The organism is Mesorhizobium sp. LNHC252B00, from assembly GCF_000502955.1.
GTDB lineage: Bacteria > Pseudomonadota > Alphaproteobacteria > Rhizobiales > Rhizobiaceae > Mesorhizobium.
The window spans coordinates 35021-50762 of sequence record NZ_AYWO01000008.1 but is presented as its reverse complement, the minus strand read 5'-3'; the positions used below and the strand labels follow the sequence as shown (position 1 = coordinate 50762).

At 60.5% G+C, this 15742-nt stretch carries 17 protein-coding genes and 1 pseudogene; 3 read left to right on the top strand and 15 right to left on the bottom strand.

All coding sequences use genetic code 11. The annotated features are described in order from the left end of the window. Positions 1-77: 77 nt before the first annotated feature. The 8 genes and pseudogenes from ccoS to ccoN all read right to left on the bottom strand — a co-directional run bounded on the left by ccoS (position 78) and on the right by ccoN (position 7945). Positions 78-233 carry a cbb3-type cytochrome oxidase assembly protein CcoS gene (gene ccoS, locus X744_RS157120; RefSeq protein ID WP_023759210.1) on the bottom strand — a complete coding sequence of 52 codons (156 nt, stop codon included), beginning with the start codon at positions 231-233 and terminating at the stop codon, positions 78-80. After that, positions 230-2521 (bottom strand): cation-translocating P-type ATPase, encoded by a 2292-nt coding sequence (locus X744_RS157125; protein WP_023759209.1) that lies wholly within the window; start codon positions 2519-2521, stop codon positions 230-232. The genes ccoS and X744_RS157125 overlap by 4 nt, the downstream gene beginning before the upstream one ends. After that, the gene (locus X744_RS157130; RefSeq protein WP_023759208.1) at positions 2518-3015 is read right to left on the bottom strand and encodes a FixH family protein; all 498 of its coding nucleotides are present in this window, start codon (positions 3013-3015) and stop codon (positions 2518-2520) included. The genes X744_RS157125 and X744_RS157130 overlap by 4 nt, the downstream gene beginning before the upstream one ends. Then, positions 3012-4571 (bottom strand): cytochrome c oxidase accessory protein CcoG, encoded by a 1560-nt coding sequence (gene ccoG, locus X744_RS157135; RefSeq protein WP_023759207.1) that lies wholly within the window; start codon positions 4569-4571, stop codon positions 3012-3014. Before ccoG ends, X744_RS157130 begins: the two co-directional genes overlap by 4 nt. A gap of 218 nt (positions 4572-4789) precedes the next feature. Next, a complete protein-coding gene (ccoP, locus tag X744_RS157140) occupies positions 4790-5653 on the bottom strand; it encodes a cytochrome-c oxidase, cbb3-type subunit III (protein WP_023759206.1) in 864 nt (287 codons plus the stop codon). Positions 5654-5655: 2 nt separating this feature from the next. Next, complete coding sequence (locus X744_RS157145; protein WP_023759205.1) at positions 5656-5805, bottom strand: CcoQ/FixQ family Cbb3-type cytochrome c oxidase assembly chaperone; 150 nt, start codon at positions 5803-5805, stop codon at positions 5656-5658. 12 nt (positions 5806-5817) lie between these two features. Further along, positions 5818-6323, bottom strand: a pseudogene (locus X744_RS01000000169615) (cbb3-type cytochrome c oxidase subunit II). A gap of 11 nt (positions 6324-6334) precedes the next feature. Further along, positions 6335-7945: a cytochrome-c oxidase, cbb3-type subunit I gene (gene ccoN, locus X744_RS157150; protein ID WP_023759204.1), complete on the bottom strand. Its 1611-nt coding sequence runs from the start codon at positions 7943-7945 to the stop codon at positions 6335-6337. Between the two features lie 252 nt (positions 7946-8197). Between ccoN and X744_RS0136790 the strand changes: the two genes are divergently transcribed. Next, on the top strand, positions 8198-8614 hold the full coding sequence (locus X744_RS0136790; RefSeq protein ID WP_023759203.1) for a hemerythrin domain-containing protein: 417 nt from the start codon (positions 8198-8200) through the stop codon (positions 8612-8614). On the opposite strand, the gene X744_RS157155 is transcribed toward X744_RS0136790, so the two are convergent. Then, positions 8611-9339 carry a Crp/Fnr family transcriptional regulator gene (locus X744_RS157155; protein ID WP_023759202.1) on the bottom strand — a complete coding sequence of 243 codons (729 nt, stop codon included), beginning with the start codon at positions 9337-9339 and terminating at the stop codon, positions 8611-8613. The two genes, X744_RS0136790 and X744_RS157155, sit on opposite strands and share 4 nt — an antisense overlap. A gap of 153 nt (positions 9340-9492) precedes the next feature. Between X744_RS157155 and hemN the strand changes: the two genes are divergently transcribed. After that, positions 9493-10842, top strand: a complete 1350-nt coding sequence (gene hemN / locus X744_RS157160; protein WP_023759201.1) for an oxygen-independent coproporphyrinogen III oxidase — start codon at positions 9493-9495, stop codon at positions 10840-10842. Between the two features lie 14 nt (positions 10843-10856). Here the strand turns inward: hemN and X744_RS157165 are convergent, their stop codons facing one another. The 5 genes from X744_RS157165 to X744_RS157185 all read right to left on the bottom strand — a co-directional run bounded on the left by X744_RS157165 (position 10857) and on the right by X744_RS157185 (position 14579). After that, positions 10857-11288: a potassium channel family protein gene (locus X744_RS157165; RefSeq protein WP_023759200.1), complete on the bottom strand. Its 432-nt coding sequence runs from the start codon at positions 11286-11288 to the stop codon at positions 10857-10859. 95 nt (positions 11289-11383) lie between these two features. Beyond that, positions 11384-11833: a group III truncated hemoglobin gene (locus X744_RS157170; RefSeq protein ID WP_023759199.1), complete on the bottom strand. Its 450-nt coding sequence runs from the start codon at positions 11831-11833 to the stop codon at positions 11384-11386. 20 nt (positions 11834-11853) lie between these two features. Further along, entirely contained in the window at positions 11854-12723 is an 870-nt protein-coding gene (locus tag X744_RS157175) for an SUMF1/EgtB/PvdO family nonheme iron enzyme (RefSeq protein ID WP_023759198.1), read from the bottom strand. 68 nt (positions 12724-12791) lie between these two features. After that, positions 12792-13895: a copper-containing nitrite reductase gene (nirK, locus tag X744_RS157180; protein ID WP_023759197.1), complete on the bottom strand. Its 1104-nt coding sequence runs from the start codon at positions 13893-13895 to the stop codon at positions 12792-12794. A gap of 237 nt (positions 13896-14132) precedes the next feature. Beyond that, positions 14133-14579, bottom strand: a complete 447-nt coding sequence (locus X744_RS157185) for a pseudoazurin (protein WP_023759196.1) — start codon at positions 14577-14579, stop codon at positions 14133-14135. A 242-nt stretch (positions 14580-14821) separates the two neighbouring features. On the opposite strand from X744_RS157185, the gene X744_RS157190 reads away from it, so the two are divergent. Further along, on the top strand, positions 14822-15526 hold the full coding sequence (locus tag X744_RS157190) for a Crp/Fnr family transcriptional regulator (RefSeq protein WP_023759195.1): 705 nt from the start codon (positions 14822-14824) through the stop codon (positions 15524-15526). A gap of 2 nt (positions 15527-15528) precedes the next feature. Here the strand turns inward: X744_RS157190 and X744_RS157195 are convergent, their stop codons facing one another. Further along, on the bottom strand, positions 15529-15738 hold the full coding sequence (locus X744_RS157195; protein ID WP_023759194.1) for a DUF1858 domain-containing protein: 210 nt from the start codon (positions 15736-15738) through the stop codon (positions 15529-15531). Between the last annotated feature and the right edge of the window lie 4 nt (positions 15739-15742).

Below are 15742 nucleotides of genomic sequence, written 5' to 3'. Positions count from 1 at the left end.
CTATCCAGATTTATGGGCTGTGCGCTTTGATCTGGGTCACCGGTCCCAGCGGTGTTTGAGCGACCCCGGCGCCCGAGTCAGCCTTGCGGCTTGTCGTCGCCATCGATCAGGATCCGTTCTGCGGCTCCATCGAGATCTTCATATTGACCGCTTCTCAAGGCCCACAGAAAGCCCCCAAGTCCAAGGGCGCCAAGGAAGAGGGCCACGGGTATGAGGTAGGAAAGAGTCGTCATCGGGGTTGTGCCAATTGGCTGCTGATACCGTGGCGCCCGTCCTGTCGAGAGCTTTGCGCCTGTCCGTTCGACACGAAGCCTTGCAGACGCAGCGCATTTCCGATGACAAGCAGCGATGAGGCCGACATGGCGATCGCAGCGATCAGAGGCGTGACGTGTCCCAGAATGGCGATCGGAACGGCGACCGCATTGTATACGATGGCGATCGCGATGTTCTGGCGGATCAGGCTCCCTGCCTTGCGCGAGACGTCCAGCGCGAGAGGCACTGCCGCGAGGCTTTCACGCAGGAATACGAAATCGGCGGCATTGCGGCCGATGTCGGCCGCGGTGGCCGGCGCGATCGACACATGCGCGACGCTCAGTGCAGGCGTGTCGTTGAGGCCGTCGCCAACCATCAGAACCCGCTGTCCCTCTCTTGCCAGGGTCTCGATGCATTCGACCTTGCCGGATGGCAGCAAGCACGGAATGAAGTCGTCGATACCCAGCATTTTCGAGACTTCGCCGCAGGCGGCGGCCGTATCCCCCGACAGCATCCGCACCGACACCCCGGCATCGTTCAATCGCTCGATCGCTGCCCTGGCGTCGGCACGCGGCGCATCCTCGAAATCGAAGGTCGCGACGATGATCCCGTCTTTTGTCAGAACCGTCCCGCCATAGCCGTGTCGGCCTTCGCCGCCGGTGCGGGCTTTCCATCCAGCCCATCCGCGTCGACCCAGCCGCCAGATGTTTCCGGCGGCAGCGGCCTCGATGCCGAATCCCGGGTGCTCGGTGACGGCATCGAATTTGCGCTGCCCGCCAGGCGCGGCAAAGCCGGCTATGGCTCTTGAAAACGGGTGGCGCGAATGCGCTGCCATGTCGGCTGCAATGGCCAGCATGGCCGGATCGATCGACGATGCATTGACGAGCCGGGGCTTTCCGAGCGTGAGCGTTCCGGTCTTGTCGAACACCGCGGCATCGATCGTCGCCAGGCGCTCCATGGCCGAACCGTCCTTGACCATGATGCCGTTCTCGAACAGGCGCCGCGCGGCGACCACCTGAACGATCGGCACGGCGAGGCCGAGCGCGCATGGGCATGTGATGATGAGAACGGCAATGGCGATGGTCATCGCCCGATGCCAGTCGCCAGTCGCCGCCATCCAGCCGAGGAACGTCACGAAGGCGGTAAGATGAACCACCGGGGCATAAAGCGCTGAAACGCGATCGGCGATCCGGCGATAATGTGCCCGGCCGCCCTCGGCAGCTTCCATCATCCGAACCATTTCCGCCAGGAACGAATCCTTCGCGGCGGCTGTCGCCTTGATCGTCAGCGAGCCGGTAAAGTTGAGCACGCCAGCCTGCACGGGTTCGCCTGGCGTTACGCTTCGGGGGTTGCTCTCGCCGGAAACCAGCGAGCAGTCGAGATCCGACGCCCCTTGGATGATCTCGCCGTCGACGGGTATCCTATCGCCTGCCGCGATCAGCAGGAGCATTTCCGGTTCGATCTCGCCAACCGGCAGGTAGTCGCGCGCGCCGTCGGCGCGCAGCACCATGGCGCCACGCGCGGCCAGCTGCGACAGGCCCTTCACGGCGGTGCGGGCGCGCTCCCGCATGACGTGATCCAGCGTCCTGCCGATCAACAGGAAGAACAGCAGCGACACCGACGCGTCGAAATAGGCGTGATCGCCATGGTTGATCGTCTCATAGAGGCTCATTGCGTAAGCGAGCGAGACCCCCACCGCGATCGGCACGTCCATGTTCATGCGACCGTGGCGCAACGCATTCCAGGCCGAGCGGAAGAAGATGCCGCCGGCGAAGGCGAGTGCGGGGATGGCAATCAGCGCTGAGACCCAGTGGAACAGGTCGCGTGTCGCGCCTTCGGCACCGGACCAGACCGAGACCGAAAGCAGCATGATGTTACCCGCCGCGAAGCCCGCAACAGCGACGGCGCGGATAAGCTCCGAGAGCGTCTTGTCCTTTGCATCGATCTCGGTCTCGAACAGGTGAGCTTGATAACCTAGCCTCTCAAGCACGGTGACGAACGGTGGAACCTCGTCCCCGCGCCACCGGACCGAAACCCGCTTCGTTGACAGGTTGACGCGAGCGGCCTCGACGTGATCGAGTTTCCCCAACGCCGTCTCTATGGTCTGGATGCAGGCGCCGCAGTGAACAGTCGGTACGGAAAGGTCGGTCTGACGAAGATCATCGCCAAGAGATCGGCTTGCCAGCCTGATTTCCTGGCTGGATGGCAGGACCGAGGTGGCGCCGACCAGATCCAGCGCCATTTCGGCGCCCGGCGCACAGCAGCTCATTTCAGCGCTCCATGGGAAATCATGATCCTGCGCACGTCGCGAAAAGGTTCCTTCAGGCCGGCATCGGCGTCGACTTCGACGATCCAGACACCATCCTTAGGCGTGTGCAGGGCGGCGAATTCCTGATCCGAGGCGAGGGCGAGCTTGATGGACTCATCCTCTTTTTCGTAAGCGGGATGGCGGAACAGCACCTTGACGCCATGCAAGGGGACCGGCTTGCCGGCGGCGTCGGTGAGGCTGTAGCGGACTTCGCCCCATGCGATGGTCAGCTTGCCGGTCCAGCCGAGGGCTGCCTGCGCGCGCCCTTCCTCGGCCTTCCTGTTGAATTCCTGGCTCGCCACATAGGTGTTTTCGACGACCAGGCCGGTCCAGCTCGTGTTGGCAAGCGTCGCCATCGCCAGATTGACCGCGATGACCACCCCGAAGAAGGCAAGGATAATCGCCAACATGTTCCTGCCGGTGAATTCGCGGGATCTTCGCGTGGTGGCGTTCATCTGGCTTTCTCCGGCGCGTTGAAGGTGGCGGTGTATTCGCTCGACTCGAAACTCGCTTTGTCTTCGACCTGAAGAGTGAAGGTCTGCGCTTCGCCATGGATCTGCTCGGCAGGCAGGCGCACAAAAACCTTCAACATCCTGAGCCGGTCGGGTTCGACCTGGATCGCAAAAGAGCGACCGGCGGGAAGGTCGACACCGACGATGCTCATCTCTGCGCCTGGCAAGCCTGCTATGGTGACGATGACCGTTCTTGGTTCGGGGATCATGTTCAGCAGCTTGACGGTATAGCCATTGCGGATGGAGCCGTCGGACAGCGTCACGAATTGCGGATTGCGATCGTGCAGGACATTGATCTCGAGGCGGTCGCGCGTCAGCAGCGAATAGAGCAGGCCCAGGCCAATCAACGACCACATAGCCATGTAGACGTAGGTGCGCGGGCGAAAGATCTTGCGGATATGGAAATGAGCCACCCTGTCTGAAAACAGGCCGTTGTCTGTTCTGACCAGCGACGGATTGACTGAACCGGAGCCGCCCGCAGTCGCCAACATCATGTTGGCGTTGTAGTCGGAGAGGGTCGCGTAGGAGATCAGCCCACGCTCCTTGCCAAGCTTGTCCATGACACCATCGCAGGCGTCGATGCAGAGCGCACAGGTGATGCATTCGAGCTGCTGGCCATCGCGAATGTCGATCCCCATCGGGCAGACAGCGACGCAGGCATTGCAGTCGACGCAATCCCCGACCGGCTGTCCGGCGGCCTGGACCTTCTTGGCATGACGCGTGCGCGGTTCGCCGCGCCAGTCATTGTAGGTGACGGTGAGCGAACTTTCGTCGAGCATGGCTGCCTGGATGCGCGGCCACGGGCACATATACGTGCAGACCTGCTCGCGCATCAGCCCGCCGAACGTGTAGGTCGTCGCCGTCAGCACGGCGACGGTGATGTAGGCGACAGGAGCCGCCGTGCAAGTGAAGAGTTCGCCGAGCAGGGTCGGCGCATCGGCGAAATAGAAGATCCAGGCGCCGCCGGTCGCCGCACCTATGATCAGCCAGATGGCGTGTTTCGATACCCGCAGTGCGAGCTTGCGGGGGCTCCAGGAAGCGGCATCGAGCTTGATGCGTGCATTCCGATCGCCCTCGATGGCCCGCTCGACCACCAGAAACAGATCGACCCATACTGTCTGCGGGCATGCGTAGCCGCACCAGGCACGACCGACAGTCGACGTGATCAGGAAAAGACCGACGCCAGCCATGACCAGAAGGCCTGCCACATAGTAGAATTCTTGCGGCCATATCTCGATGAAGAAGAAGTAGAAACGCCTGTTGGCGACATCGAGCAGCACTGCCTGGTCGGGGGCAAACGGGCCACGGTCCCAGCGCAGCCACGGCGTTAGATAATAAATACCAAGCGTGACCGCCATCACCAGCCATTTGAACTGGCGAAAATTCCCCGTGGCCCGCTTCGGAAATATCTTCTTGCGCGCGGCATACATCGGCTGTCGCACTTTGGCGGAGTTGACCGCCTCCGCTTCGAGCCGTTCTACCTGCGTATTGTCCAGCACTGGTTTCTCCCGTCGCGCGGCTCGTGATTTCGCCGGGCAACTGTCCTGACTGGGCGCAGGCAGATGCGCGAAATACATCGTCGACCGTATTGTGCCGCCCACCGGATTGCGCCGCGTTGATGCAGGTCAATCGCCGGGGCAGACGAAAACAAATCGAGGCCCGGCAGAGCCGGGCCTCGTCGCTTGGGCGGTGAGGGCCGGAGAATAGACCCCCGTTCCTATTCTCCACCGCCGAGCGAATGCACGTAGACCGCCAGTTCCTTGACCCTGGTTTCGCCCAGGCGCGCGCCCCAGGCCGGCATCACGCCTTGTTTCGGCGTTGTGACCTGGGCGGCGATGGCCGCTTCGCCCGATCCGTAGAGCCAGATGGCATCGGTCAGATCCGGGGCGCCGAGCTCCTTGTTGCCCTTTGCATTGTCACCGTGACAGGCCACGCAGTTTTCCGCAAAAACCTTGGCGCCAGGCGCCAACATCGATTGATCGCCAACGGTTTCGGACAGGCTGGCCACATAGGCGCTGACCTGTTTGATCTGGTCGGCGGTGATGATGTCGCCAAAGGCCGGCATTTCCGAAAGGCGCGTATCCGGATCGGAAGCGAAGCGGATGCCATGCGTGACCGTCTGTTGGATCTGATCCGCCTTACCGCCCCACAGCCAGTCGTCGTCATTGAGGTTGGGGAAGCCCTTGGAGCCCTGGGCGCCGGAACCATGGCACTGGACGCAATTGACCCTGAACGCGGCGCCACCTGCGGCGACGGCGAATTCGCGTAGCGTATCGTCTGCCGCGATCTCCGAAACACTCTTCGATTCTATCGCGGCGACATATTTTCCCTTCGCCGCGTCAGCCGCCGACAGCTCGTTCTTGACTTCGTTGCGGCTCGAATAGCCGAGAACGCCCTTCGTTGCCGAATGCAGCAAAGGCCATGCCGGATAGGCGACGGTGTATCCAATCGCCCAGACAATCGTGATGTAGAACGTTATCACCCACCAGCGCGGAAGCGGGTTGTTCAACTCACGGATGCCATCCCATTCGTGGCCGGTGGTCGAAACGCCAGAGATTTCATCGATGTGCTCGTCGCTCATGATCACTCGTCCTCAAGGGGAATCCGGGCAGCTTCGTCGGCAAGCTTGCGGCTGCCGGGGCGTAGGGCAAAGGCGATCGCGCCGACAAAGAAAAGGGCCATGGCGACCAGCCCCCAGCTGTCGGCGAACTCTCGCATCAAATTGTAATCCATGGATAAAACTCCTCAGCGGTAGCCGGCGGCTTCGTCATAATTCTTGAAATCGACCAGCGTGCCGAGCATCTGCAGGTAGGCGACCAGCGCGTCCATCTCCGTCACCTGTTGCGGGTTGCCGTCGAAGTCGCCGGTCTTGGCTTTTGGGTAGCGGGCCTCGAGGCCGGAGGTGTCGGCGTTGGGATCGGACTGCGCCATCAAATCGGCGTTCGCGTGTGCGACCATGTCGTCGGAGNCTCGGCCGCCAGGCTGTAATGCCCATAGCGCTCGACCTCGTCACGGAACGGGCGGATCATCTGGCTATGGCAGAGATAGCATCCCTCACGCACATAGATGTTGCGCCCGACGAGCTCGAGCGGCGAGTAGGGCCGCATGCCTTCGACCTTCTCGATCGTATTGTCGAGGTAGAAGAGAGGTGCGATCTCGACGATGCCACCCACGGTGACGACGAGAAGTGAACCTACGAGAAGAAGCGTGGCGTTCTTCTCGATCAGCGCGTGTTTGTCCATCAAGCCCATTTTCTGGCTCCTTATTCGGCAGGCTGAAGGGCGGGAACGGAGCCGGGCATCGGCTCTTCCTCGCGCTGGTATCCAAGGATGGTCATGGCGATATTCCAGGCCATGATCAGGGCGCCGGAGAGGTACATGGCTCCACCGATTGCGCGCATCACATAGTAGGGGTGCATGGCGGCGACCGTTTCGGCGAAGGAGTAGACCAGGAAGCCCTGCTCGTCGTATTCGCGCCACATCAGGCCCTGCATGATGCCCGACACCCACATGACCGAGGCGTAGACGACGATCCCGAGTGTCGCCAGCCAGAAGTGCCAGGTGACCAGCCGCAGCGAATAGAGACGGTTACGGTTCCAGAGCTTCGGCACCATGTAATAGAGCGCGCCGAACGAGATCATGCCGACCCAGCCGAGTGCGCCCGAATGGACGTGTCCGATTGTCCAGTCGGTATAATGCGACAGCGAGTTGACCGCCTTGATCGACATCATCGGACCTTCGAAGGTCGACATTCCGTAGAAGGCAATGGCCATCACCATCATGCGGATGATCGGATCGGTGCGTAGCTTGTCCCAGGCGCCCGACAGCGTCATCAGGCCGTTGATCATGCCGCCCCATGACGGCATCCACAGCATGATCGAAAACACCATGCCGAGCGTCTGCGCCCAATCGGGCAGGGCGGTGTAGTGCAGGTGATGCGGTCCGGCCCAGATGTAGAGAAAGATGATTGCCCAGAAATGGACGATCGACAGGCGGTAGGAATAGACCGGCCTGTTTGCCTGCTTGGGCACGAAATAATACATCATGCCTAGGAAGCCGGCGGTCAGGAAGAAGCCAACGGCATTGTGGCCGTACCACCATTGCGTCAGGGCGTCCTGGACCCCGGAAAAGGCGGAGTAGCTCTTGGATCCCAGGAATGAGGCCGGCATCGACAGGTTGTTGACCACATGCAGCATCGCGATGGTGACGATGAAGGAGAGGTAAAACCAGTTGGCGACGTAGATATGCGGCTCCTTGCGTTTCAGGATCGTGCCCAGGAACAGGATCAGATAGGCGACCCAGACGATGGTCAGCCAGATATCCACATACCATTCGGGCTCGGCGTATTCGCGGCTCTCGGTGATGCCGAGCAGGTAGCCGGTCGCGGCCATAACGATGAAGAGCTGGTAGCCCCAAAACACGAACCAACCGAGATCGCCGCCGAATAGGCGGGCGCGGCAGGTGCGCTGGACGACATAGAGGGACGTGCAGAGCAGCGCATTGCCGCCGAAGGCGAAGACGACGCCCGACGTATGCAATGGCCGCAGACGGCCGAAGTTGAACCAGGGCTGAATGTTGAGATCGGGGTAGGCAAGCTGCAACGCAATGACGACGCCGACCAGCATACCGACGACACCCCAAAACATGGTGGCGATGGCGCCATAGCGGATTGGCCCATCCATATAGGCGGACGGGTCGATCGGAGCGGCGACCTTGAAATTCGTGTTGCGGATGAGGATGGCGACAAAGCCGAGCAGCACAAAAAACAGCACCCACATATGCTGCCGGAATGGCTCGTCCGCACCGAACCCGGCTGCCACAAGAGCCCCGAATGTGAACAGGCCCAAAGCGAAGATTTGCGTGCCGAACTTCATGACCTGTCCCCGACCTCCGATACCGATGCGCGGACGCCAATCCGCTTGACACCAATTCAGCAGTCGCGTTGTCGCCGCCTTGATCCATGTCAAAGCCATTTGTTTTTGGATTGGGCAGCGTTGCTCGCGCAAACGATCAGGAGACTGTTATTGAACAGGGAGAGGGAGCCGGGATCGACGCTGTTCGAAACGAGCCGCGACGGCTCGATACTGACAGTTCGATCTGACAGAGAAGCGGTCCCGGCGACGCTGATGAAACGTGCGCATCAGGAAAAGCTGCAGCTCTGCGATGCCTTGGAAAGAATAGCCGACACCCTGCCCAGGGTCGACTGCCTGTCATGTCTGGCTGCAGCCAATGCGATCGTTCCGCTATTACGCAACGTTCACCAATACGAAGAGACGGTCATCTTTCCGGTCTACGAGGCTGCTTCGACCAGCAGCGATGCCAACCGTGCTTCAATTCGTCGATTGCGTGCCGAACATGTCGAGGACGAATGCTTTGCCGGCGAGGTGACTGAAATCCTGCTGGCCATCGGCCATGGCGAGACAGTCGAGAATGCCGAGGCTATCGGCTTCATGTTGCGTGGCTTCTTCGAAGGCTTGCGCCGGCATATCGCCTTCGAACGCGAGCACGTCCTGCCGCTGATCGGGGTCGTCGATGCCGGTTAGGCGCCGGAGCGGCGTTCCAGCCGGCTCATGTTCTCCACAGTCACGTGCCGGTTGTTGTCGATCCGAATTACGCTGTCTGTTCGCAGCCTGGTCAGTTGGCGGCTGACCGTCTCGATCGTCAAGCCGAGGAAATCGGCGATGTCGGCGCGTGTCAGCGGCAGGTCAAAGCTTGTCGACTCGGCCGCCGCGTCAACTGCGGGATCGATATTTTTGGCGATCATCAGGAGAAAGCTCGCCACCTTTTCCGATGCACTCTTGCGCCCCAGCGTCACCATCCAGTCGCGTGCTTCGTCCAGTTCATTGAGCGTCTGCTTGAAGAGACGATGCTCGAGCTCTGGCGATTCCTTCATCATGCGCTCGATGGCGGCCTTCGGAAACGAACACAAGGAAACGGTGGTTGCGGCCTCGGCGTTGATCGCACTTTCCGCCTTGAAGGGCCTGCCCAGGAAATCGGGAGCGAACTGCAGGCCAACAATCTGCTGGCGTCCATCCGAAAGGCTCTTGGTGAGCTTCACCACGCCGGAAAGCACATTGGAATAGCAGTCGACGGTCTCTGCGTCACCGATCAACTCCATGCCCGGTTTGACCTGTTGTTTGGACGAGGTCTTGGCGAGCCCCACCAATTGCTCGGGATCGAGTGCGCCGCAAACGCCGCGATGCCGTGCCTCGCACGACTGGCAAAGCACTGGAATGCCGGCACTGTGAACGTCCTGGCGCACCGTCATCTTGATCGTCCAATGGGTTCCATGTGCCGGCAACGTAGCATCGGCGGAGAAAAAAGCCTTGCGGCAGTTTGTCTGCGAGGCCTTGACCGAAATCAAGGCCGCCGGCGACCAAAGTGACCAGTGTCGCGCATGCAAAGAGGATCGGATAGCGACATGCGGCCAGAATTCGTTGCCAGGCTCGGTGAGAACGTTCCACGCTATACCAGCTACCCGACCGCGCCGCATTTCCATCCAGGCGTTGATGCCGCCGTTTGTCGTGGCTGGATGCAGGCACTCGACAGCGGTGACGAGATCTCGCTCTATTTGCACATTCCCTACTGCGATAAGCTTTGCTGGTTCTGTGCCTGCCATACGAAGCAGACCCGCCACTATGAACCGGTGAGGATCTATCTCCGCTCACTGCATGCCGAGATCGTCACAGTCGCCAGTCTTGTCGCAGGCAAAGGTCGCGTGCGGGCAGTTCATTTCGGCGGTGGTTCGCCGACGATGCTCAAGCCAGACGACATGGTTGCGCTGGCAACCGTCTTGCGTAACAGCTTCGATTTTCTTCCCGACGCCAAGATCAGCGTCGAAATCGAACCCAATGATATGGACGAAGCACGCCTTGATGCGCTCGCCGAAATAGGCATGACGCGAGCGAGTCTCGGCGTGCAGGATTTCGAACCGAAAGTGCAGAAAGCGATCAACCGCGAGCAAAGCTTCCTGCAGACCAAGGCGGTCGTCGACGGCGTTCGTTCGCGCGGCGTCGAATCGGTCAATCTGGACCTGCTTTACGGGTTGCCGCATCAGACCAGGGAGAGTGTCTGTTCCACCGTGGCGCAGGCGCTGACTCTGGAACCGGACAGAATGGCACTCTTCGGCTACGCGCATGTGCCCTGGTTCAAGAAACACCAAACGATGATCGACGAGGCGTGGCTGCCCGGTCCCGCGGAGCGGTTTGCTCAATCGCAGCTGGCGGCACGGGTGATCGTGGACCGGGGATACGAAGCAATCGGCCTCGACCATTTCGCCAAACCGGGCGATGCCCTGGCGCTTGCAGCCCGCGCAGGAACTCTGCGCCGGAACTTTCAGGGCTACACGGAGGATCGCTGCGAAACATTGATCGGGCTCGGGCCGTCATCAATCAGCCAGTTTCGGCAGGGCTATGCACAGAACATGCCTTCGACCAGCGAATATGCACGCCTGGTTGAAGCGGGAGGGCTGTCCGCTGTGCGGGGTATCGAGCTTTCCGACGACGACCGCGTACGCGGCTGGGTAATCGAGCGGCTGATGTGTGACTTCGCCTTCTCGGCGATCGAGTTGGTTGAGCGCTTCGGCCAAGCCGGCCAAAGCCTTCTCAGCAAGGCAAGTACAACAGCCCTCCATGATCCTGCGCGGTTGCTCGAGCTTGATGGCGACAGTTTCGTCGTGCCGGCGGAAAGTCGCCCCTTTGTCAGAAGCATCGCGGCGAAGTTCGATAAATATTTCGAAGCCGGCAAAGCCAAGCATTCGGCCGCGGTCTGAATTATCGCCTTGGGTCAGAAATGCTCGCCGGCCTTGAACGGACCGATGCGGGTGCCTGCCGCAATAAGATAGGCGGTCGACCAGCCGATAAGCAGGAATCCGTTCACGCCCTCGAGCGCCGCCAGGACACGCCACTCGTGAGCGGGCACGATGTCGCCATAACCGACGGTCGAAAAGGTAATGGTCGAAAAATACAGTGCGGTTTCGAAATCGGCGAAGATATCAAGCAGCCTGTATAACCCCGCCCAGAGCCAGACCTCCGCGGTCATGACGGCAAAGAGCCCCATCACCACGCTGATCATTGCGACGATACGGCTGCGGCGTCCGTGCATACGAAATCTGGCGACCAGGTGCCCCATCGCATGGGTAACGGCCATCAGGCCAAAAGTGTGAACCAGGACCGTCAGGCTTATGACGATCGTGCCGACGAAGAGATTGAGAGCCATGCAAGGAAATTACGAATTCCGAGGACAATTTCCTTGCGCAAAATCAAACCCGGCACTGGCCTTTGAAGTGCCGGCCCTGTTTCGCCAAAACCAGCCTATTGGCTGCCGTCGGTCGCGGCGGGGGTGAGGCGAAAGAACATCGCGAGCTTCAAGCTTGTCGCTATCCGTTCGGCGCGATCGACAAACACCGCCGCCGTTTCGGGGGCAAAGAGGTCGGCTGCCGTCCGGCCGAACAGGGCCAGCCAGATCTCGAAGTCGTCCTCGGTAACATCCTTGAGCTTGAGGTGCGCCGGCACCGGCCGTCCGTGATAGTCGCCGCTTTTCAGGATGACCGAACTCCAGAAGTCCGTCATTTTCTCCAGGTGGGGCTCCCAGTCGCCGGTGATCTCGCGTGCGAAAATCGGCCCGAGCCGCTCGTTGCTCCTGATCTTGGCATAGAACTCGCGGACTAGTTTTCCAATTGACCCCCGATCGACGCCAGCATGGTCCAAAGGCTGTTCCGCGACGGGGCGCGCCCGATCTGTCAAAGCTGATTTCGATGTCATCATGACTCTTGTCTATGTTGTCAGGATAATCCGAGGCGCCGAAGGGTAGCTTGCACAAGACTGGGCCGATCGCGGACCAGCCGGAAACCCAGATTGTCGGGCGGGGTTCCAACCGCGCAGCCGCCGCTCTTGCCGTCGCGGATGAAGTTCGACATGTAAGTGCGGTGGAAGCCTTCCACAACATGCACTCCGCAATTGTCTATCGAACTCACAACGCCCACGCCGTCGCTGGCCATGGTTGCATGGATGTAGCACGTCGACGTCCATTCCCAGATGTTGCCGGCAACGTCCGCCACTCCCTTGGAGTTGATACCAAAGTCCCCCTGGACCCTTGGTTCAGGATCCGGCTTGCGTCCGAGCGCCGTTTCGATGCGGTATTGAGCGAGCCAGCGCAGCGCCGGGTTGTTCGGGTCGCTTTCATCACTCTCTATGTCGCCCCGGAACCGTTCGCCGGCGGCATACGCCCACTCGACGTCCGTCGGCAGCCGCCATGTCTCGCCCGTGCGGGCTGAAAGCCACGTCGCATAGGCTTCGGCATCGATGTGGCTGACGCCTGTGACCGGAACGTTGCCGATCTTGCGCGGGTCGGCCAGCTTGCAGGCGCCGTCCGCCACGCAGTGCTCATAGTCGGACAGGCTCACCTGGTATTTCATGATCTCCAGTGGAGCATTGATGGACTCCCGCGCGACAGGCGCCGCGACGGAGTGGTTCTTCTGGAGGAATTCGCCCGGCTGTGGATGATCGAAACTGCCGGGCCCGAGGACCACCACGTCGCTCATGGCTACCGGTGGCGGGACCTCCAAGGAATTGTCGAGCGCATGGTTCATGCCGAGACCTATCAGCGCGGCAGCTCCAATTGTTCCGAAGGTGAAGACAGGATCGAAGGACATGGCATCAAGTCCGCCGCGAGTGCAACCCTTCGGCTTTGCCGGGGTTGCACCGAGGATCGGATCTCCGTCTACGAGGCAATTGCCTTGGGCGCTTCGACCTGCATCATCAGATCGTCGTCCCAGGTTCCTTCGACCGTGAAGTGCGCGGTCGCTCCGAGTTCGACTGCCTCGATCAGATTGTGGTTTACATAGGCATAGATGCCCGGCTGCAGGAAGGTGTAGAGTGCCGAACCTGCCGACCCGCCACGGATGAACCATGTTTCCAGATCCTTGGACGGCGGGTTCGCGAATTTGCCCTGTTCCCAGACATAATCGCCATGACCGCCGATCAGGTGAGGTCGGGTATCGCGATTGGCCTGGGAATGGACGATCAGAACGGTTTCGCCGACCTTGGCCTTCATGGCGTTCGCGCCGGTCAGCGATCCTGCCTTGCCGTTGAACACGACATGGGTCGGGATCAGCCCGCGCATGACCTTGACGGTGTCGTCGTAATTGTCGCCGGCCGAGTCGTACTTCTTGAATTTCCCCTGCTCGTCGCGCGGGATGTAGAAGTCGTTTTCGCCGATGTAGTAGATGTGGTCATAGCGGATAGGGTCGCCCTTGTCGTTCTTGAGGCCGTCCCGAGGCAATATCATCACCGCACCGCTCATCCCCGACACGACGTGCCACGGGATCATCGCGCCGCCGGGCGCGCAATGGTAGACGAACGTGCCGGTGCGGGTGGCCTTGAAGCGCAGCGTGACTTGCTCGCCGGGATTGATCAGCGTCAGCCCGCCGCCGCCGAGAGCCCCGGTAGCTGCGTGAAAGTCGATGTTGTGGGCAAGCGTGTTCGTGTCGGGGTTGATTAGCGTGAGCTCGATATAGTCGTCTTGATGCACAACCATCAGAGGGCCGGGAATTGAGCCATTATAGGTCATGGCATTGAGCTGCGTTCCATCGGCATCGATGACGATCGGCTTTTCTTCGATCGTCATGGTGAATTCGACGACTTTTGGACCGCCCTTGGCCACCTGCTCGTGAGCGTGGACAAATGGCGGCGCCACCAGGGTGACCTTTTCGCGCGGCAATCCCGCGACTTCCTTCGAGCTCGCCACTGCCGGCATTGCGACAACGGCCGCGGCAGCGGCGGCGGTAAGGACAGATCCTAACAAAGCTTCGCGTCTCGTGAGCATTTCCATCTCCTTGGCTATCGCTACTTGATGGGCTCAGAATAAACTGCGCACTGGTCAAGTCTTTGCGTTAGCGCAAATCCAATGTCTTTCGCAGGTCTCTGGTTTAGGGATGCTGTGCAGCGAAGCGACGCCGCGGCGCGCAGTGCCAAATAAAACAGGCCGAACAGACCCTCCCCGATCCGTCCGGCCTCTGGCTCCGGAACATTGCGAACCGGAGCGGCATCCATGAAGAACGGGTCAGTTAGCAGTGACCTTGGTTGCTTCGGCGAACAGGTCGGCGAATACAGGTTTGGCTTTTCCGATCTGCTTGACGGCTTCCGCCGCTTCAAGATTGATGGGCTTGCCGACGACGATCAGCGCAACCATGCCCATGCCGTAGTGCGGGGCGCATTTGACACCGTAGACCCCTTCCTTGGTAAGGGTGACCGTTATTTCCTCACTGGCTTTCCCCTTGAACGGTTCAGCACCGTCCGGGATCATTCCCTTAATGATCTCGGCATTGTGGGACTTGTCGGTCGGCACGAACTTGATCGTGTCTCCAGGTACCGCCCGGATAAAGGCAGGCTGGAACACCATCGAGCCTTTCTCTCCCTTGTTCAGCATTTGGACCACGTGTTCTTCGGCATTTGCGGAGCCGGCTATGGTAAGCAGGGCGATGGCCGCGGCAATCAGAGGCAGTTTCATAGGGAAGTCCTTTCTTGAGTTCGTCACGGCGTCGACCGTGCTCCTTTCTAAGCCGCCGGACGATTTGGCGATTTGCGCTGGCGCAAACTCTTGAGCAAAAAAAGCGCTTGGGTTCCCATGCGGCGTCGCCCATGCACGTCACAATGCACGTGCCCCCTTGCCGCCCGCCTGTCGGCATGGGAACACTCTCTACCAGACCGGTTGGGTGCCTTGCAGATAGTCGGATTCGGGAGGGGACAGAGTTGGCTAACCTCGATCGCTCGCTGATTGCCGGGCTTTTTGCCTTTGAGGGCGTGGCCGTCACGGATCTCGACCGCATAGTCGGACAGGCCAGATCGCTCCGGATTGCCAAGGACCAACCTGTATTCGAGCAGGAGCAGGAAGCACATTCCTTTTTCCTGCTGCTCGACGGACATGTGCGCGTCGTGAGATCGATGCCTGACGGCCGGGAGGTAATTGTGCGCTACATCAGTCCGGGTGAGTTGATGGGTATCGCCCATGCGCTGGGCCGCACCACCTATCCGGCAAATGCGATCGCTGCCGTCGATTGCGTGGCTCTTGCCTGGCCAAGCCAGCTATGGCCGACATTCGCAATGGATTTCCCGAGCTTCAGCGCCAACACTTACAAGACCGTCGGCAGCAGGTTGCAGGACGCTCATACCCGGGTCATCGAGATGTCGACCGAGCAGGTGGATCAGCGCGTCGCCCACGCCCTGCTCAAGCTGGTCAAGCAGACGGGCAGGAAGACCGAGGAAGGGATTCTGATCGACTTCCCGATCTCACGCCAGGACATCGCCGAGATGACGGGAACGACGCTCCATACGGTGAGCCGGCTGCTCTCGGCATGGGAAGAGCAGGGATTGGTCAAAAGCGGGCGCCAGAAGGTGACCGTGGTCGAACCTCACCGGCTCCTGCTGATCGCGGAAGGCCGCGTAGAGAAAAGCTAGCCTCAGTCGGTGTTTTCGATCGCGGCCTGCAAATCGCTGCTGAGTTGCTCCTCGTTCAGATGATGCTCCCGTGCCGCGTCGGAAACGGTGTGGAATGAAGCGATCGGGCAGCCGACGCAAAGCATGCCGTGCTGGAGCACGACGCGGATGGCCGCTGGAAAATCGTGCATTATTTCGTCCATAGTGGCGTCGTCGGTGAGTTTGCGTTTCATGACG